This is a genomic window from Stenotrophomonas sp. CFBP8980, assembly GCF_034046095.1.
Lineage (GTDB): Bacteria > Pseudomonadota > Gammaproteobacteria > Xanthomonadales > Xanthomonadaceae > Stenotrophomonas > Stenotrophomonas lacuserhaii.
Map to the genome: position 1 here is coordinate 1 of NZ_JAXCXF010000005.1, position 18,059 is coordinate 18,059.

18 protein-coding genes are annotated in these 18,059 nt (G+C 66.9%); 13 read left to right on the forward strand and 5 right to left on the reverse strand.

The features are described 5' to 3' along the window. Positions 1-251: 251 nt before the first annotated feature. Positions 252-2,627: a DUF3772 domain-containing protein gene (locus SOM47_RS11745; protein ID WP_320505809.1), complete on the reverse strand. Its 2,376-nt coding sequence runs from the start codon at positions 2,625-2,627 to the stop codon at positions 252-254. Between the two features lie 120 nt (positions 2,628-2,747). Next, positions 2,748-2,996: a hypothetical protein gene (locus SOM47_RS11750; protein ID WP_320505658.1), complete on the reverse strand. Its 249-nt coding sequence runs from the start codon at positions 2,994-2,996 to the stop codon at positions 2,748-2,750. Positions 2,997-3,160: 164 nt separating this feature from the next. Between SOM47_RS11750 and SOM47_RS11755 the strand changes: the two genes are divergently transcribed. From SOM47_RS11755 to SOM47_RS11765, 3 genes are all read left to right on the forward strand, one after another. Then, positions 3,161-3,655: a lipocalin family protein gene (locus SOM47_RS11755; protein ID WP_320505659.1), complete on the forward strand. Its 495-nt coding sequence runs from the start codon at positions 3,161-3,163 to the stop codon at positions 3,653-3,655. 4 nt (positions 3,656-3,659) lie between these two features. Beyond that, the gene (locus tag SOM47_RS11760) at positions 3,660-4,874 is read left to right on the forward strand and encodes an NAD(P)/FAD-dependent oxidoreductase (RefSeq protein ID WP_320505660.1); all 1,215 of its coding nucleotides are present in this window, start codon (positions 3,660-3,662) and stop codon (positions 4,872-4,874) included. Positions 4,875-5,105: 231 nt separating this feature from the next. Further along, a complete protein-coding gene (locus SOM47_RS11765) occupies positions 5,106-5,624 on the forward strand; it encodes a hypothetical protein (RefSeq protein ID WP_320505661.1) in 519 nt (172 codons plus the stop codon). A 104-nt stretch (positions 5,625-5,728) separates the two neighbouring features. Here the strand turns inward: SOM47_RS11765 and SOM47_RS11770 are convergent, their stop codons facing one another. After that, positions 5,729-6,178 carry a PepSY domain-containing protein gene (locus tag SOM47_RS11770; protein ID WP_152620607.1) on the reverse strand — a complete coding sequence of 150 codons (450 nt, stop codon included), beginning with the start codon at positions 6,176-6,178 and terminating at the stop codon, positions 5,729-5,731. A gap of 121 nt (positions 6,179-6,299) precedes the next feature. Here SOM47_RS11770 and SOM47_RS11775 point away from each other — a divergent pair, with 121 nt between their 5' ends. The 3 genes from SOM47_RS11775 to SOM47_RS11785 are packed head-to-tail and all read left to right on the forward strand — an operon-like array spanning position 6,300 to position 8,591. Beyond that, entirely contained in the window at positions 6,300-6,596 is a 297-nt protein-coding gene (locus SOM47_RS11775; RefSeq protein ID WP_042613254.1) for a PepSY domain-containing protein, read from the forward strand. Then, positions 6,596-7,258, forward strand: a complete 663-nt coding sequence (locus SOM47_RS11780; RefSeq protein ID WP_042613253.1) for a response regulator transcription factor — start codon at positions 6,596-6,598, stop codon at positions 7,256-7,258. The genes SOM47_RS11775 and SOM47_RS11780 overlap by 1 nt, the downstream gene beginning before the upstream one ends. Before the next feature lie 10 nt (positions 7,259-7,268). Beyond that, on the forward strand, positions 7,269-8,591 hold the full coding sequence (locus SOM47_RS11785; protein ID WP_320505662.1) for a sensor histidine kinase: 1,323 nt from the start codon (positions 7,269-7,271) through the stop codon (positions 8,589-8,591). Positions 8,592-8,691: 100 nt separating this feature from the next. Here SOM47_RS11785 and speA read toward each other — a convergent pair whose 3' ends face one another. Beyond that, entirely contained in the window at positions 8,692-10,581 is a 1,890-nt protein-coding gene (gene speA, locus SOM47_RS11790; protein ID WP_192085110.1) for an arginine decarboxylase, read from the reverse strand. 176 nt (positions 10,582-10,757) lie between these two features. On the opposite strand from speA, the gene speE reads away from it, so the two are divergent. From speE to SOM47_RS11820, 6 genes are all read left to right on the forward strand, one after another. After that, positions 10,758-11,612: a polyamine aminopropyltransferase gene (speE, locus tag SOM47_RS11795; protein ID WP_042613250.1), complete on the forward strand. Its 855-nt coding sequence runs from the start codon at positions 10,758-10,760 to the stop codon at positions 11,610-11,612. 164 nt (positions 11,613-11,776) lie between these two features. After that, complete coding sequence (locus SOM47_RS11800; protein WP_320505663.1) at positions 11,777-12,667, forward strand: sugar phosphate isomerase/epimerase family protein; 891 nt, start codon at positions 11,777-11,779, stop codon at positions 12,665-12,667. Further along, the gene (locus tag SOM47_RS11805; protein WP_320505664.1) at positions 12,664-13,365 is read left to right on the forward strand and encodes an AzlC family ABC transporter permease; all 702 of its coding nucleotides are present in this window, start codon (positions 12,664-12,666) and stop codon (positions 13,363-13,365) included. The genes SOM47_RS11800 and SOM47_RS11805 overlap by 4 nt, the downstream gene beginning before the upstream one ends. Continuing rightward, on the forward strand, positions 13,362-13,706 hold the full coding sequence (locus SOM47_RS11810; RefSeq protein ID WP_320505665.1) for a branched-chain amino acid transport AzlD family protein: 345 nt from the start codon (positions 13,362-13,364) through the stop codon (positions 13,704-13,706). Before SOM47_RS11805 ends, SOM47_RS11810 begins: the two co-directional genes overlap by 4 nt. A 1-nt stretch (position 13,707) precedes the next feature. Beyond that, the gene (locus SOM47_RS11815) at positions 13,708-15,009 is read left to right on the forward strand and encodes an aspartate aminotransferase type Ic (protein WP_320505666.1); all 1,302 of its coding nucleotides are present in this window, start codon (positions 13,708-13,710) and stop codon (positions 15,007-15,009) included. After that, a complete protein-coding gene (locus SOM47_RS11820; protein WP_191771147.1) occupies positions 15,006-15,998 on the forward strand; it encodes a PDR/VanB family oxidoreductase in 993 nt (330 codons plus the stop codon). The genes SOM47_RS11815 and SOM47_RS11820 overlap by 4 nt, the downstream gene beginning before the upstream one ends. 21 nt (positions 15,999-16,019) lie before the next feature. On the opposite strand, the gene SOM47_RS11825 is transcribed toward SOM47_RS11820, so the two are convergent. Continuing rightward, positions 16,020-16,925 (reverse strand): aspartyl/asparaginyl beta-hydroxylase domain-containing protein, encoded by a 906-nt coding sequence (locus SOM47_RS11825; protein WP_182656265.1) that lies wholly within the window; start codon positions 16,923-16,925, stop codon positions 16,020-16,022. A 443-nt stretch (positions 16,926-17,368) separates the two neighbouring features. Between SOM47_RS11825 and SOM47_RS11830 the strand changes: the two genes are divergently transcribed. Further along, positions 17,369-18,034, forward strand: coding sequence for a BUD32 family EKC/KEOPS complex subunit (locus SOM47_RS11830; RefSeq protein ID WP_320505667.1), 666 nt, complete (start codon positions 17,369-17,371; stop codon positions 18,032-18,034). The last annotated feature ends 25 nt before the right edge of the window (positions 18,035-18,059 follow it).

An 18,059-nucleotide genomic window follows, 5' to 3' on the forward strand; every position in this document is an offset into this window, starting at 1 on the left:
GCCGACCCATGGTCGGCGGAATGTTCCCGCCAGCGGCCCGCTGCGCTCGCCGACCATGGGTCGGCGCTACCGATGCCTGCAGGTCCATGGCCCCCATGGACCTGTCGAAGGCGGGGCGGGGTGGCTGTGCAGGACCGTCTTTTCGCATGGATGCGAAAAGCGAGCCCCCATGGACGGGTTCACGGCGTGTCCTGCAGAGCCACCCTGCCCCGCCGGCCCCCAGCCCTGCACGCTTTTGACGTTGCTCCTGCTCAGCCGACCCGATCAGCGTCAGGATCCCGCACCAGGTGGATATCCGTCGGCGCGGACAACGCGATGCCTCTCGCCGCCAGTTCCTGCAGCAGGCTGAAGAACAGATCGCTGCGCGCGCCGTACACCTGACGCGGGCTGGAGACGTAGGCAAAGCTGTTGATCGCCACCTGGCCACCGCTGATTGAATCGATGAACACCGACGGCGCCGGGTCGGACAGCACGCTGGCATGCGCCGTGTAGGCATCCAGCAACACCTGCTTCACCGCCGCCACGTCCGCGTTCAACGGCAGGGTGAACTGGATCTGGATCCGGCCCTGCGCGCTGCCCATGGTCATGTTGCGCACGGTCTTGGTGATCAACTCCGAGTTCGGCACGATCAACGTCGACTTGTCGCCCACCGTGATCTCCGTGGAGCGCACGTTGATGCGGCGGATGTCGCCTTCCTGGTCACCAATCTTCACCCAGTCACCGATCTTCACCGGCCGCTCGGCCAGCAGGATCAGGCCGGAGACGAAGTTCTGGGTGATCGCCTGCAGGCCGAAACCGATACCCACCGACAGCGCGCTGACCACCAGCGCCAGCTGGCCCATGCCAATGCCCAGCGCGCCCAGTGCCCACAGCACCGCAAGGATGATGCCCAGATAGCGGGCCACGGTACTGATCGAGTTCTGCGCACCCGAATCCAGTTCTGTCTTCGGCAGGTAGGTCTCCACCAGCCAGCGCTGCAGGGCCTGCATCAACGCCAGACCGGCCAGCAGCACGACGATGGCCAGTACGATCTTGCCCGGTTCCAACGTGATGCCGCCGATCGGGATGCCATCGGACAGCGCCTCGATGCTGCCCAGCACCGACCCGACATTGCCGAACGGCGCGGTGAAGATCAGCAGCGCCAGCAGCACCAGCACGATGCGGCTGAAGGCTGACAGCAGCACGCCGGCCTGCTCCACCTGTGCTGCGCTGAGGCCGGTGGTCAGCACCACGGTGCGGCCGATGCGGCTGTCCGGATGCAGCATCCAGGTACACAGGTCGTCGGCGAACTTGAGCAGCAGGCTGGTGGTCAGCGCGACGATTCCTCCCCAGACCAGCTGCGAGGTCACGAACTTGGCAAAATTGAGGTAACCGAACAGCGAGGCGATGATCGCCGCGGCCACCACCACGTTGCCGGCCACGCGGGTCAGTACGATCCAGCCACTGCGGTGCGCCGGGCCACGAGCGCGTGCATCGGCCGCCTGCGCTTCGGCGCGCTCGGCGGCCTCGGCGGTCTGCCGCCGGTGCAATCGGGACAGCGTGACCAGCATCGCCATGATCAGGCACAGGTAAATCAGCGCGATCACCCCGTCCAACGCGATGGTGTTGATCTCGCTGGTGCGCGCCGCGCGATCCACCGCCGCCAGCATGATGCTCACCCAGCTCACCGCCGCCGCGCTCCACGCGTACTTGCGCAGGTTGCGCGCTGCGGTGTCGTCCAGGTCCAACAGGCGCCACGACGGCCGTTTGGGGGCCAGCAGGCAGGCACTCAGGGCGACGATGAAGGCGGCAAAGCACGTGGCGCCCAGGAAGTAATTGGAAAGGGACTGCAGGCGCGGCGGGATGGCACCGACCGCGTCCATCGCCGCCACCAGCGCCCAGGCCGCCAGCCCCGGTATCGCCGTGCCCACCAGCAGCAGCCAGACCGCAAGGCCGGTCCGGCGAAGGCGCCCCTGCGGCGCGTTTTCGGCGGCCGCATAACGCCGACCCAGCGCACGCAGCCACAGCCGCACCGGGAAGAACAGCACCAGACACACGCCAAGGCCCAGCAGCGGCAGGCCCCAGCCCTCGCGCTTCAACGCATCGCGTACCGCATTGGTGCCCAACCGGTACAGCGCCAGCACCCGCGTGGTATCGGCCGGTGCGGTCGCGGCGACCTGGCCCCACAAGGCCGGCGACAACGGCGACGCCACCTTGCGACCCAGTTCTTCGCTGAACTGGCTGGCCCGCAGCTTTTCGATGTCCGCGGCCAGCTGGTTGGCGTTGACCACCGCCAGTTCGGCCCGCTTGAGGGTGCCGTCGATGCTGTTCCGCTGCTTGGTCAAGTTGGTGCGCTGCACCGCCACTTCGCGTGCTTCGGTGCTGCCCTCCGCCACTTCGCCCAGTGGCGCCAGCTGCTCGTTGAGCTGGTCCAGCTGCGGCTGCAGCGCCTTGGCGGCCGCGTCCGCATCGTCCTTGGCCGCCTTGGCCCGCTCGCTCAGGGTGGCCAGCGTATCGGGCGTTTCAGCATCGTCCAGCGAGGCCCGCGCCGACTTCAGCGTGGCCTCGGCCCGGGCTACCTGGGCGTCAGGTGTCAGTTCGGCCGGCTCCTGCGCCAGCACCGGAGCGCCGGCCAGGAACAGCAACATCAGCAGGCCGACGGCGGCACCGCGCTTTGGAATCAGGCTGGAAAGAGACAAAACACGATACCGGCATACGCGGACCACCGCGCCTGCGCGGACTATACGACGTGTCGGGTGGGGATCGGATCAGTACTTCAGGCGTAGCTCCTCCACCCGCGGCTGCTGGGCGGCGTACCACTCCTGGAACTCCTCTTCGGGAATCTCTTCCGGGGCGTACACCACGATCGGGTCCCAGGCGCGGTCGGTGGGCAGCGGTTGGCGCGGGCCGGCACGTAGCGTGTAGGCCACGCCCTCGTGGTCGACCACCTCTTCGACCTGCTCCCAACGCGCCCGCGCGAAGCTGGATTCGGATTTCAACAGGATCACCTGGTACATCGGCATCACTCCTTGTAACTGTTCGTCAGCATGGACCTGCATATCGGCCCGATAAACCCACGGGCCGCTACGCAGTGTTGCGGATACGCCATGGGAAAGCGGCTTCACCTGGCCATGGCGGCGAGCGCGGCAAGGTGGCCTACCGCCTCCGGGACGAGAGCCCCATGACCACCCCCAACGACCTCAAGACCGTCCCCGACCTCAAGCTGCCGCGTTACCTCGGCACCTGGTACGAGATCGCCCGCCTGCCGATGCGCCACGAACCCGAAGCCTGCACCGATGTCTCGGCCCATTACAGCCTGCAGGACAATGGCAACATCCGCGTCCACAACCGCTGCCGCATGGAAGGCGAGATCGAAGAAGCCATCGGCGAGGCGAGCGTCGTGGATAACGACAGCGCGCGGCTGGCGGTCAGCTTCCTGCCCAAGGGCCTGCGCTGGTTACCGTTCACCAAGGGCGACTACTGGGTGATCCAGATCGCTCCCGATTACAGCGTGTCGCTGGTCGGCAGCCCGGACCGGGATTATCTGTGGCTGCTCTCGCGCACTCCGCACCTGGACAAGACTGTTCGCGATCATTATCTGGCGACCGCTCGCCAGCAGGGCTTCGATCTGTCCAAACTGATCGATACCGCCCACACCGGCAAGCCGACGGCCTGAGTCCATGGACCTGAAGAGCGGGTATCCGTACTGGTCCATCCGCAATGGACTGATCCAGGCCTTCCCGCCGCTTGAAGCCGACCTGCACTGCGATGTGCTGGTGGTGGGCGGCGGCATCACCGGCGCGTTGATCGCCGACGAACTGTCCGCACACGGCCACGAGGTCGCGTTGATCGAACAGCGCGACATCGGCTGGGGCAGCACGGCGGCAAGCACCGCCCTGCTGCAGTATGAGATCGACACCCACCTGATCGACCTGGCCCGCCAGTACGGCCAAGACGATGCGGCGCTGGCCTACCACGCCTGCGCGCAGGCGCTGCCGCAGCTGCGCGAAGTCACCGCCGGCCTGCGCGGGGTGGATTTCAAGCAGATGGACAGCGTGTACCTGGCCAGCAAGCCGCGCCATGTGCCGGTCCTGCGGGAAGAGGGCGCGGCGCGCCGCAAGCACGGGTTGGACGCACGCTGGCTGGACCGCGGTGCCCTGCACGAACGCATGGGGATGGACGGCGACGCTGCGCTGCTGACCCGCCAGGCCGCGCGCGTGGACCCGTACTGCCTCACTTACCGGCTGCTGGAGCGGGTCAAGCGGCGCGGCGGCCATGTGCACGACCGCACCGTGCTGCATGCGCTGCAACCCACCGCGCGCGGGGTCACCGCACGCACCGAAGACGGCATCCAGATCCGCGCCAAGCACGTGGTGCTGGCCCAGGGCTACGCCAACCAGCGGTGGCTGGACCAGCGCGTGGCACGCAACCGCAGCAGCTATGCGCTGATCACCGATCCGCTGCACGCCGACGAACTTGGCGCACTGGCCACGACGATGGTGTGGGAAAGCGCGCGCCCCTACCTGTACCTGCGCAGCACCGGCGATGGCCGGCTGCTGCTGGGCGGGCTGGACGATGCGGTGGATGTCCCGGCACGCCGCGACCGCCGCGTTGACGGCAAGTCGAAGAAGCTCATGAAGGGACTGAAGCACTGGTTCCCGGCGCTGGACCCGATACCGGCGTTTGCCTGGGCCGGGACCTTCGCCGAAACCGCAGATGGCCTGCCGTTCTTCGGGCCGCATGCGCAGTGGGGGCCCCGCGTCCAGTTCGCGATGGCCTACGGCGGCAACGGCATCACCTATTCGATGATCGGCGCCGGCCTGCTGCGCGCGAACATCGAACGCAGGCGCCACCCGCTGCAATCGCTGTTCGGTTTCGGCAGGCTGGAACGCTGATCGCCAACGCACGCCGGTCCTGCCGTCCCGCACGATGACGTATTCCCGTCCGACACGATGCCCGGTAGCGCCGAGCCATGCTCGGCCAGCGCAGCGGCGCCTTTGTTGCCCGCCGAGCATGGCTCGGCGCTACCCTGCAGGCGCAACGACAGGCATCATTCAACCAGCAGCTGCTAGCGTCGCCATGAGGGCCCGCGTGCCCTGCCCCGTCCGCTGCTGGAGCGTCGTGCCATGATCCGCCCCTTGATCCTGCTGTGCCTGGCCTGCGCCCCCTCGGCGGTGCTTGCGCAGAGCGCTGCCGGCGCCACCGGCCCGCAGTCGGCCACCGGCCTGAACCTGGCCGTGCCCAGCGAACCGCTGCGCTATCTCAACGATCCCAGCTTCCAGCAGGATGCCCCAGGCACCTACTACGGGGACAAGAGCGGCCCCCGCGCACGTGCCGGCAGCGATAACGGCATCGCCGAGGTCACCGATGACAAGCTGCGCGTTTCGGGAAGTGTCAGCACCGGCATCGGCTATTCCGAAGGTTACGGCAACAGCCACTACAACGCGGCCACGCTGAACCTGAGCAAGAACTACACCACCGACGAAGGCAAGACCCGCGGGGTCAACGTCAACATCCACGTCAGCGAAGGCAAGGGACCGGGCTTCTTTGGTCCCTGGGATGGCGGCCCGTATGGCGGTGGTTTCGGCGGCGGCTACGGCCCGGGCCCCGGTTACTGGGGCCGTCCGCCGCCGTTCGGCTGGTAAGCGGGGTCCGGTAGCGCAACGACCGGCATGGCGGCATCCGGAAACGCCGCTGCGCTCGCCGAGCAGGGCTCGGCGCTACCGGTCCGCGGTTCGTGGCGCGTGGATCAATCCAGCCAGCCGTCGCGCTCGCTGTCCAGGATGCGGCCGTCGTGTCCGCTCAGGCGCACGTCCACTTTCTGGTTGCGCGCGTTACGTGCTTCCAGCTGCCACGTTGCACCATCGCGCTCGACCGAATGGATGTCCTTCAGGCCCTGCTCCTTGGCCTTGGCCAGCAGCTGGTCGATGTTCAACTGGCTCCTGCCGTCGAACTCGTCGAAGATCTCGCCGGTCTTCGGGTCGACATAGACTTCGCGGAAGCGGCCATCGTCGCGGGTCACGTCGGCTTCCCACAGCCCGTCATCCTTTTCAATCTCGTGGATGCGGCTGTAGCCGGCGTCACGCAGCTTCTGTTCCACCTGGGCCAGGCCCAGCGGAGCGGCGTGGGCGGTGACCGCCACGGTGGTACCCAGCAGGGCGGCAACGGTGGCGCCAGCAATCAGGGACAGCTTGTTCATGGTGTTCTCCGGAAAGATGGACCGCAGCGGGTCCGGCCAACACAGTCTGCCCAGCACACCTAACAGCCACCTAGCCCCAGCTGTTAGCCAACGGTTAGTCCACTGCGCTATTGATAGGCGCATGTATCCGTTGAAAATCATCGTCGTGATCGCGCTCGCGCTACTGCCCGCCCTGCCGGTGACGGCAGGCGACGACCATGCCCAGCAGACGGCGCGGCGTGCCGTGGAACAGGGCCGCTACGTGCCGCTGGAAGACGTGGTGCGCGATGCCATGCGGCGCCATCCCGGCAAGCTGCTGGAAGTGGAACTGGATGATGGCGTGTACGAAGTCGAGATCCTGCGCCCCGACGGCGTGGTGGTGGAGCTGGACTATGATGCGCGCAACGGCACGCTGCTGAAGACCGAACTGGACGATTGATGCGGATCCTGCTCGCCGAAGATGACCACGACCTGGCGCAACGCCTGCAGCCCCTGCTGGAGCAGGCCGGCTTCGTGGTGGATGCATTCGCCGATGGCCGTGCGGCCGAAGAACATGGCCAGGTCGAAGACGTGCAGGCGGCCATCGTGGACCTCGGCCTGCCGGGCCTGGATGGCCTGAGCATCATCGAACGCTGGCGCGGCAATGGCCGTACCTTCCCGGTGCTGGTGCTGACCGCACGCGGGCGCTGGCACGACAAACTGGCCGGCTTCGATGCCGGCGCCGACGACTACCTGACCAAACCCTTCCAGCCGGACGAACTGGTGCTGCGCCTGCGTGCGCTGATACGCCGCAGCACCGGCCATGCCAGTCCGCGCCTGCAGTGCGGGCCGCTGCAGCTGGACGTCAACGCGGGGCGCTTCAGCCTGCACGGCAGCGAGCTCTCACTCAGCCCGCAGGAGTTCCGCCTGCTCGGCTACTTCATCCACCACGTGGATACGGTGATCAGCCGCGAGCGGCTGGGTGAGCACGTGTTCGACAGCGGCTTCGATCCGGATTCCAATGCCTTGGATGTGCTGCTCGGACGGGTACGGCGCAAGCTCGGCGTCGACCTGATCCAGACCGTGCGCGGCCAGGGCTGGCGCCTGACGGCACCCGCATGAAGGCGGCACAATGAAGCGCGCCTCGCTGCGCAACCGGCTGCTGCTGGCAGGCGGACTCGGCCTGCTGCTGGTCACCGCGCTGGCCACCGCCCTGCTCGGCCACCTGTTCGAACGCGCCGCGCGTGACAGCCTGGATGCGGCGCTGGAGCAGGACCTGCTGACTGTGCTGGCACAGGCCGAAGTCAATCCGGACGGGCGCGTGGTGCTACGGCAGGAGCCCAACGAAGCCCGCTTCCAGCGGGTGTTCTCCGGTGCCTACTGGCAGGTCGGTGCGGCCGACGGAACGCCCCTGCTGCAGTCGCGCTCATTGTGGGATGAAAGCCTCACCGCGCCGACCGCAAGCAGCGCGGGCATTGCCGCCGACATCACCGGTCCGCTGCAGCAGCCGCTGCGCGTGCTGGCCCGCGAAGTCCGCCTGCCGCGCGCACAGGCGCCGCTGCAGGTTCTGGTGGCGCTTGATCGCAGCGACCTGCAGGCCCAGGTGGCGCAGTTCCGGCAACGCAGCGCGTTGGCCCTGGCGGTGCTGGTCGCGGTCTGGCTGGCGGTGCTGGGCAGCCAGATCCACTTCGGCCTGCGCCCGCTGCGGCGTCTGGGGCAACAGGTGGAAGGCGTGCGCCGCGGCGAAGCCCAGCGGGTGGACACCCGTGGCTTGAGCACGGAGATCGCGCCGCTGGCTGAGGAACTCAACGCCCTGCTCGACCATCACCAGCGCATGGTGGCGCGGGCGCGTACCAGCGCACAGGACCTGGCCCACGCGCTGAAGACACCGCTGAGCGTGCTCGCAGCAGAAGCAGAACATCCCGGTGGCGACTGGCAGCAGACCGTGCGCGCGCAGGGCGGGCACATGCAGGCCAGCATCGAACGCTATCTGGCGGCAGGGCTGGCGGTCGATCACCGGCAGCGCGCCGACGTTGCCCCGGTGGTGCAGTCGCTGTGCCGCCTGATGGCCCGCGTACACGGCGGGCGCGGCGTGCACTTCAGCAGCGATACCATCGATCCGGCACTGCGCTTTGCCGGTGATGCCGCCGATCTGGAAGAAATGCTCGGCAACCTGCTGGACAACGCCGGCAAGTGGGCCGCGCAGCGGGTTCAGGTCAGTGCTTCGGTGGACGGGAAACGGCTTCGCATCGACGTGCGCGATGACGGCCCGGGGCTGCAGGAATCGCAGCTGCAGACCGTGCTGCAGCGGGGCGTGCGGCTGGACCAGCGCGAAGACAGCAGCGGCCTCGGCCTGGCGATCGTCGGCGACATCGCCACCAGTCATGGCGGCGAGCTGAAACTGGAAAACGCCTCACCCGGCCTGCGCGCCACCCTGTGGCTGCCGGCGGGCTGACCCGCCGGTAGTGGTTTGGTGGGTGACGACCAACGGTCGTCACCCACCAGAAGAGGGTCGTCAACCACCACACGGCGGTCGTCCACCCACCACACCCCGCTTACATCAGCGGTTCGTCGGACAGGTACGTGTAACCGGTCAGCCCGGCTTCCAACGCCTCGGACAGCTCCTGTGCGCGCTCGGCCGTAAGGTCCGCTGCGGCCACCCGCTCGGCGTAGGTCGCGCGCAGTTCGGCCAGGCTGTAGCCCACGTAGTCCAGCATCACATCGGTGGTATCACCACGGCGCTGCTGGGTGATCGCATAGCCCCCCGCGTCGGCACGCACTTCCACTGCATCGGTATCGCCGAACAGGTTGTGGATGTCGCCCAGGATCTCCTGGTACGCACCGACCATGAAGAACCCGATCCGGTAGCTTTCACCGGAACGCAGCGCATGCAGCGGCAGCGAACTGTCCAGGCTCTCGTTGCCGACGTAGGTTTCCACCATGCCGTCCGAATCGCAGGTCATGTCGGCGATGATGCCGCGACGGTCCGGCTGCTCGTGCAGCCGCTCGATCGGCACGATCGGGAACACCTGGTCGATGGCCCACACGTCCGGGATCGATTCGAACACACTGAAGTTGACGAAGTACTTGTCCACCAGCCGCTCGTTGAGCTCGTCCAGCACCGGCCGATGGCTCTTCTCGTCGAAGCTCAGGCGGGCACGCACGGCATGGGCGATGGCATAGAACAGGTCGTCGATGCGCGCACGCTGCGGCAGGTCGATCTGGCCCAGCGCGTAGCTGGACAGGCCTTCTGCATGGAAATGCTGGGCTTCCTGGAACAGCTCGATCGCCGGGCGCTGGCCCAGTTCGGAATGGATCTCGCGCAGGTGGCGGATCGATGCCGGCTCGTCGTCGTGCTGGTCCGGCACGCGGCCTTCCATCGCCTGTTCCACTTCGGACACGTTGGCGATCAGCACCGCATGGTGGGCGGTCATCGCGCGGCCGCACTCGGTGACGATGCGCGGCGGCTTCAAGCCGTGTTCCTTGCAGGCATCGGCCAGCGGCTGCACGATGCTGCTGGCATACGAGTTGAGCCCGTAATTGATCGAGCAGAAGCTGCGCGAACGGGTGCCTTCATAATCCACGCCCAAGCCACCGCCCACGTCGACGTGGGTGATCTTCGCGCCAAGCTGCGACATTTCCACGTAGTAGCGGGTGGCTTCGCGCATGCCGTTGGCGATGTCGCGCACGTTGGAGATCTGCGAGCCCATGTGGAAGTGAAGCAGGCTCAGGCAGTCGGCGTATTCGGTATCGCGCAACGACTTCCACAGGTCCAGCAACTGGCGCGGGGACAGGCCGAACTTGGCTTTGTCGCCCCCACTGTTCTGCCACTTGCCCGCACCCAGCGAGGCCAGCCGCATGCGCACGCCCAGGCCCGGCTTCACGTCCAGCGCCTTGGACTCTTCCAGCACCAGCTTCAACTCGGACGGCTTCTCGATGACGATGTAGGTCTGCAGGCCCAGTTTGCGGCCGATCAGCGCCAGCCGGATGTACTCGCGGTCCTTGTAGCCGTTGCAGACGATCAGCCCGCCCGGGCGCGACAGCGCCAGCACGGCCATCAGTTCCGGCTTGCTGCCTGCTTCCAGGCCGAAGCCTTCACCGTGGTGGCTGGCCAGGGTGCCGGCCACGCCGCGGTGCTGGTTGACCTTGATCGGGTACACGGCGGTGTAGCCGCCCGGGTACTCCCAATCGGCCTGGGCCTGCGCGAAGGCGGCCTGCAGCTTGCCCAGGCGCTGGCCCAGGATGTCCGGGAAGCGCACCAGCAGGGGCAGCTTGGCCCCGTTGGCGCGCGCCGCATCGACCACATCGGGCAGCGAAACCACCGGGCCATCGGCCCCGGTCGGCCTCACCACCATGTGCCCGGCCTGATCCACGTCGAAGTAACCGTCCGCCCAATGCGGGATCGAGTAGGTCTTGCGGGCTTGGTCGAGGGACCAATCGGTCATGGAAGTCGGCCTGGTTGGTAAAAAAGGGGGTGCATGATAACCCCTGATCGACGAAGGGTTCGTTATCATGCGCGCCCGCGCCCGTGGTCGCTGCCCTGGACCTGAACGGGTGGGCCGCCCTGCGGCCCCGCTTCCGCCAGCCCGGCGTCCCATCCTCCGAAAAGGATTGCTCCTCCATGACTGACAACAGCAACTGGTATATCGAACACTTCGAGCGCACTGGCTCGGCCATCGGCTACCGCATCACCGGCAAGCTGGACGAAGTGCAGTCACCGTTCCAGAAGATCGAGATCTTCCAGACCACTGACTGGGGCAACCTGATGACCATCGATGGCGCCATCATGTTGACCAGCAAGGACAACTTCTTCTACCACGAGATGATCAGCCACCCGGTGCTGTTCACCCACGCCGCCCCCAAGCGCGTGGTCATCATCGGCGGCGGTGACTGCGGCACCCTGCGTGAGGTGCTCAAGCACAAGAACGTGGAGAGCGTGACCCAGTGCGATATCGACGAGCAGGTCACGGTGATGGCGCGCAAGCACTTCCCGGAACTGTGCGATTCCAACGATGATCCGCGCGCCGAACTGATGTTCGACGACGGCGTGGCCTACATGGCCAACTGCCCGGCCGGCAGCGTGGACGTGGTGATCGTCGATTCGACCGACCCGGTCGGCCCCGGCGAAGGCCTGTTCAACAAGGCCTTCTACGAGAGCTGCTTCAAGGCCCTGAAGGACGACGGCATCCTGGTGCAGCAGTCCGAATCGCCGCTGATGCAGCTGGAACTGATCAACGAAATGCGCACCGAGATGGGCAAGGCCGGCTTCGGTTCGTTCAAGACGTTGCCGTTCCCGCAGCCGTGCTACCCCACGGGCTGGTGGAGCGTGACGCTGGCGCGCAAGGGCGAAAGCGGGTTTGATTTCCGCCAGTCCGACGCCGCTGCAAAGGGCTTTGACACGCTGTATTACACCGCCGCGCTGCATACCGGCGTGCTGGTGACGCCGCCGTTCGTGCAGGCCGCGCTGAAGCGCTGATCGGATCGAGGGTGGATAGGGCCGAGCGACCTCGGCCCTATCGCAGCAGCGTCCAACTTACCGCGCACACCGGCAAACTGCCACCGCCTGGGACGTTATTGACCGACATACGACGCGTTCTGCCCCGCGCAGAGTAGCTGCACATCCTGCAGCGAGCGTCGACCATGGACAGCCCGGTTTCCGATTACGCAGCGTTTCCCCCTTCGTCCGCCGCGTCATGGCCGGACTTCATGGCCGCGGCCGCCCAACAGGACTACCTGGACGCCGAGTCGGGCCTCGCGCGCGCCTTGCAACAAGGTTACAGCCACTGGTACGTGGACGGAAGCCTGCACGGCGAACGCCCGGAAGATTTCCCACCAGAGCGCCTGGAAACACTGCTGGAACTGATGCAGCAGACCGGCATGCGGCCGATCTACCACGGCAATTTCAAATCTCCGCTCGGCAGCGACGTTCCGGCGCTGGCTACCGCCGCGCTGCACTATGCCTGCCGCGAAGTCGATATCTGCAGCCGGCTGGGCGGCGCGCCACTGATCGTGCATGGCGGCGGGGTGGTGGAACCACGGCTGGTTGCCGACGTGCGCCAGGCGGGGCTGCACCAGCTGATCGCCAACCTCCGCGCATTGGTTGCCTATGCCGCACCGCGCGGCGTGCAGATCTGGCTGGAAAACCTGTGCAACTACACCCGCTTCCATCCCTTCTATTACATCTGCACCACCCCCGATGAAATCGCCACGGTGCTGGAACAGGTCCCCGGCCTGCATCTTTTCTTCGATGTGTCCCACGCCTACGTCAACGGCGGCGACCCGGTGGCGATGTTCCGGCGCTTCCGCCCTCGCATCGTCGGCATGTCCTTCAGTGACAACAACCAGGATCGCGACGCGCATTTGCCGTTGGGCGCCGGCAACCTGCCCTTCGGTGCGCTGGTAGCCGCCATCTCAGCCGCGCGCTGGCGGGGCGTGGTGGGGTTTGAGACCCGTGGCGGCACGCTCGCCGAAAGCGTGAAACTGCTCAATGGGCTGCGCCCCCCTGTTGGCGATCAGGGAGGCGTGGAATGAATGCCTCGCCAGCCGCGCGCAGCAGCTTCCTGCAGGGGTGCCGCGACTCCCTGCCCGTCTGCCTTACCTTCGGATTCCTGTTTTCCTCGATCGGCGCGCTGGCCAGCAAAGCGGGATTTTCACTGTTGCAGGCTACCGTCATGACCCTGACCGTCCACGCCGCCCCACTGCAGGCCCTGATCGTCCAGCAGTCGGACACGCTGGGGCTGGTCGCCCTGCTGGCGGCCACGGTGCTGGTCAATTTCCGCTTCGTCATCATGTCCTCGGTGCTCGCCGAGCAGTTCCAGCATGTCAGCCTGGGGCGGTCGCTGCTGTCGGCACAACTGCTGTCCATTTCCACCTTCACGCTTTCCAGCCGATGCGGCAAAGGGCCCGGCGATGTGTACGCCTACTACCTCGGGTGCGGCGCCACGACGCTGGGCTGCGCCATCGCGGCCACTGCAGCCGGCCACCTCATCGGCGCGACCCCGTCAGCGCTGGTAGCGCAGCTCGTCACGATCATCCTGCCGGTGCACTTCACCGCGCTGGCCTGCCACGCTGCCGGTGGAAACCGGGCACTGCAGGCGACCGTGGCCGGCTTCGTGCTCACTCCGTTGATAGGCGGGCTACTGGGAAGCCTGCATGTGCTGGTGGTTCCGATCGGCATTGCCGCTCTGCTATGTGCGATGGATAACCGCTCACAGAGGGCTGCGCCATGAACGGCTGGCTCCTGATCGGCACCGCTGCCGCCGCGTCCTACCTCATGCGTTCCATCCCGCTGCTGGTGTTCCGGCGACTGACCCTCTCCTCGGAAAGCCCGGTGGTCCGGTTGCTGCAGCATGCGGCCTCGGCGGTGATGGGCAGCGTGATCTACCTGGCCCTGTTCGGCGAATCCTTCTTTACGCGGCCTGTGGCGCATCTGCACGATGCCGACGCGCTGTTGAAGCTGGCAATCGTCATCCTCGCGGGCGGCCTGGCGTTATGGCTGCGCAGTGTGTTCCGCCCCCTGATGGCCTGCACCGCACTCTACGCGGCGGCCTTGCTGCTGGGAGTCGGCTGAGATGACCGGCCCCGCCCTTCCCTCCGATGACCTCGGAGAACTGCAGGCATGGCATGCCGCCTGCCGGGACGCACCGTTGGCGGTGGACATGACCCGTGGGCTGCCCTCTGCCGAGCAGATCGCGCTGTCGCACGCGATGTTGTCGCTGCCGGGGCCGGCGCCGTTTGACAGCGAGGACGGCCAGGATTGGCTCAACTACGGCGGCCAACAGGGAATTCCCCAGCTACGGGCCCTGCTCGCACCGTTGCTGCTCGGCGTGCCGGCCGCTCAGGCCGCAGTGGGCGGCAACAGCAGCCTGGCGCTGATGCACGCCGCCATCGGGTTGGCGTGGCGTACTGGCCTGCCCGGCCACGCCCCGTGGGCAGCGGCCAGGCAAATCCGCTTCCTCTGCCCGGTTCCGGGGTACGACCGCCATTTCGCCATATGCCGCGACCATGGCATAACGATGGTGCCGGTACCGATTGGCGTCGATGGTCCCGACATGGACCAGGTGGAGAGACAGGTGGCCCGGGATCCGCTGATCCGGGGGATGTGGTGCGTGCCACGGCACTCCAACCCCTGCGGCGCCACCTATAGCGAGGAGGTGCTGCGCCGGCTGGCAACGATGAAGACAGCAGCAGCGGACTTCACGCTGTTCTGCGACAACGCCTACGCCGTCCATGACTTCGCTCCGCAGGCGCCGGCGCCGCCCGGCCTGTACGACGCCTGCGCGACGGCCGGCAATCCGGATCGCGCGCTGCTGTTCGGTTCCACCTCGAAGATGACCATCCCCGGCGCCGGTATTGCCCTGTTGGGAGGCAGTGCGCGCCTGCTGGGCTGGTGGCTGGCGGCGCAGCGGGCGTGCACCATCGGGCCGGACAAGGTGAACCAGGTGCGGCATCTGCGTTTCTTCGGCGACGCAGCCGGGGTTTCCCGCCACATGCAGCAGCACGGCCACATGCTCCAGCAGCGGTTCGCGCAGGTCCTGAAGGTTTTCGCGCGGCGGCTTTCAGCGCTGCAGGACGTGCACTGGAGCCGGCCATCCGGCGGCTACTTCATCACCCTCTGGGTACCGCCCGGTTGCGCCCGCCGCGTCGTCCGCCTGGCCGCTGAGGCCGGCGTGGCGATCCTGCCGGCGGGAACAACCCACTGCAGCGGCACCGATGCCCGCGACCGGTGCCTGCGCATTGCGCCGTCACGCCTTTCACCTTCCGACGCAGCTCAGGCCGCCGCCATCATCGCAGGGTGCGTGTTGCTCGCCTGCGCGGAAATGTCCAGCGCTCCAGGCCGTGATGCCTCAAACACGCTGAAGGGTGTCCCGTGAACGCCCCCCTTTCCGACACCACCACGGCATTACCGCAGGCCGCGTGGCAATCCACGTTCGTGAACCGCCTGCAGCGTCGCAGCAGCCGCGTCATCGTGATCGAGCTCGTTCCCGCCACCGCCCTTCCGCTGGCAGGATTCACCGCGGGCGCACATGTCGACCTGGCGCTTCCCGATGCGCGGGTGCGCAGCTATTCGCTGATGAATGCGCCTGAGCATGCCCGCTGTTACCAGTTGGGCATCCTGCTGGCTGCCGAGGGACGGGGCGGATCGCACTACCTGCATACGCAACTGCGCGAGGGCGATTCCCTGCAGGCCTCATTGCCGCGCAATGCGTTCCCGTTGCATGAGCCGGCAGAAAACAGCGTGCTCATCGCCGGCGGCATCGGCATTACCCCGCTGCTGTGCATGGCCCGGCATCTTGCCGCACGGCAGCGTCCGCTGCATCTGTACTACAGCGCGCGTTCGCGGCAGGACGCGGTCTTCCTGCAGGACCTCACCCCGTTGGGAAACGCGCTCACCTGCCTGTTCGACGATGAATGTGGGGGCCCGCCCGATCTGCTGCCACTGCTCGCGGCGCATCCGCCTGCTACGCATTTCTACTGCTGTGGGCCGGGGCCGATGCTCGACGCGTTTGGGCTGGCCTGTAGGCGGCTTGGCATCACGCGTGCCCATGTGGAACGCTTCAGCGCTTCTTCGCGCCTGCCCGGCAGCCTGCCCCCCAGGGGCTACGACGTGGTGCTGGCGCACTCGCGTACGCGGCTCCATTACGATGGCCAGGGAAGCCTGTTGGACTTCCTGCTGCGCAGCGGCGTCGCCATTCCCAATGGCTGCCACCAAGGCGTCTGCGGCAGCTGCGCCACCCGGGTGGTCAGCGGCGAGGTCGACCACCGCGATGGCATCCTGAGCGAGCACGAACGACAGCATTCATCACTGATGCTGCCCTGTGTGTCCGGTTGCCGTGGAACGCAGCTGGAGCTGGACATCTAGCCCGGCCCGGACCAGCCAGCGTCAGATCGCCCAGATGCCCGCGATGACCGCCACCACCAGACCCCACTTGATCGCGTGGTAGGCGAACGCACTGCGCGCACGCAGCGCCTTGGCCTTCAGCCGCACCTTGTAGACGCCGCCGAACGCCTTGTTCACCCCACCGGTCGGGTCGCCCGGCAGGTTCGGCGAGGCGCCACCGGCCAGCAGCGTGGACGCCACCGCCCGGTTGAACAGGCCAGGCAGGCCGAAACGCAGCGGACGGGCGATATCGCAGAACAGGATCACGCGGTCCTGCTCGGTCTCGTTGTGCGCGTGGTGGATGTAGGTCTCGTCGAACATCATCCATTCGCCATCGCGCCAGCTCTTCCGCACGCCATCCACCTCGATGTAGCAGCGGTCATCGTTGGGTGTGCTCAGCCCCAAGTGCAGCCGCAGCGAACCGGCGAACGGATCGCGGTGCGGGCGCAGCTCGCTGCCCGGCGGAAGCTGGGCGAACATCGCCGCGCGCACGTCCGGGATCGACTCGATCAGCGCCACGGTCTGCGGGCAGAACTGCTTGGCCGATGGATGCGACGGGCCGTACCAGCGCAGGTAGAAGCGCTTCCAACCACGGCGGAAGAACGAATTGAAGCCGGCATCGTTGAAGCTGCTTGAGGCAGCGATCTTCTGCGCATCGCGCAACGCCAGCGCCTCGTCGCGGATCACGGTCCAGTTCTGCCGCAGCGGTTCCAACTGCGGGAACTCCTTGCCCGGATCCAGGAACGGCGTAGTCGGCACCTTCGAAAACAGATACATGACCACGTTGATCGGCGCCATGAAGCTGGAGTGGTCCAGCAACTGGCGCGACCAGCGCGCGCGGACCTTGCCGCGATAATGGATGTACAACACGCAGGCGATGAACAGCACGGCCAGCACGATCTTGATCATTGATGATTCCTCCGGCGGGGGCCGGACGCAGTGGGCAGGGAACGGGCGCGCACGCAGCCGCGCCGGTAACGCACGGGAACGGGGGACGTGCCGACCAGGCGGTCCGACCAGGCGCGCAGGGAACGCGCAATGGTCGGCAGCTGGGCGACGCCGGTCAAGCGCCGCGGGGCGTTGGCAGCGTTGCACGGGCGACTGCCACGTCCGCATTCATGTCCGGTTTGGCTTGAAGCGACCGCCGCCCAAGGCGCAACTTGTTGATGGATAACGAACAAAAAACAAATGAGACAAGATTGTCCGAGTGGTATGACGCACTGTTGCGCTGCCGAACCCGTCACAATTATTCAATAGAGAACTGGCGGGTACTAAAATTAGCGCCTCCGCTAATGCCCTTCCACCGGTTCGCTTGACGCTCTGCGCCACCCACCGGGCTGTCAGAGAACGTCATGGACACCCCTGTTACTTCCCCCTCTCCGATCTGCGGCGACGACGCCGCGATGCCGCTGCTGCTCAAGCGCGGCGAACGTTTCCTCGAACCGGACGTCTATCGCACCTGCATGGACGGACAGCCGGCCGTGGTGAAGGACTACACGCGCTATCGGGGCACGCCGCTGTCCCTGCTCGCGCGCGTGCTGGTGCATCACGAAGCCCACATGTTGCAGCGCCTGAACGGCTGGAAACATGCCCCCGCCCTGCTGGGCACCATCGGCGGCCTCGCGCTGGGCATGGAGTTCATTCCCGGGCAGACCCTGAGTACCGCGCAGGCGGTGGGCGGTGAGGTGTTCGAACAACTGCAGCAGGCGCTGGACCGCCTGCATGCCGCCGGCATCACCCACAACGACCTGCATGGCACCAACGTGGTGGTCAGTGGAGGGGTGCCGGTGCTGCTGGATTTCACCTCGGCCTGGCGCACGCCGCGCTGGCTGCGGCGTAACCCGATCAGCCGCCAGCTGAGCCGCAGCGACCTGAAGAACCTGGTGAAGATGCGCCAGCGCCTGACCGGCCAGCTGCCCAGCGACGCGCTGGCCGCGCGCGTGGCCGACCCGGGCTGGGTGGCCGCCATCCGCCGGGGCTGGAAGCGCTTCTACGCGTGGGCAAAACGGGTTGGTTAGGTAGCGCCGAGCCATGCTCGGCGGA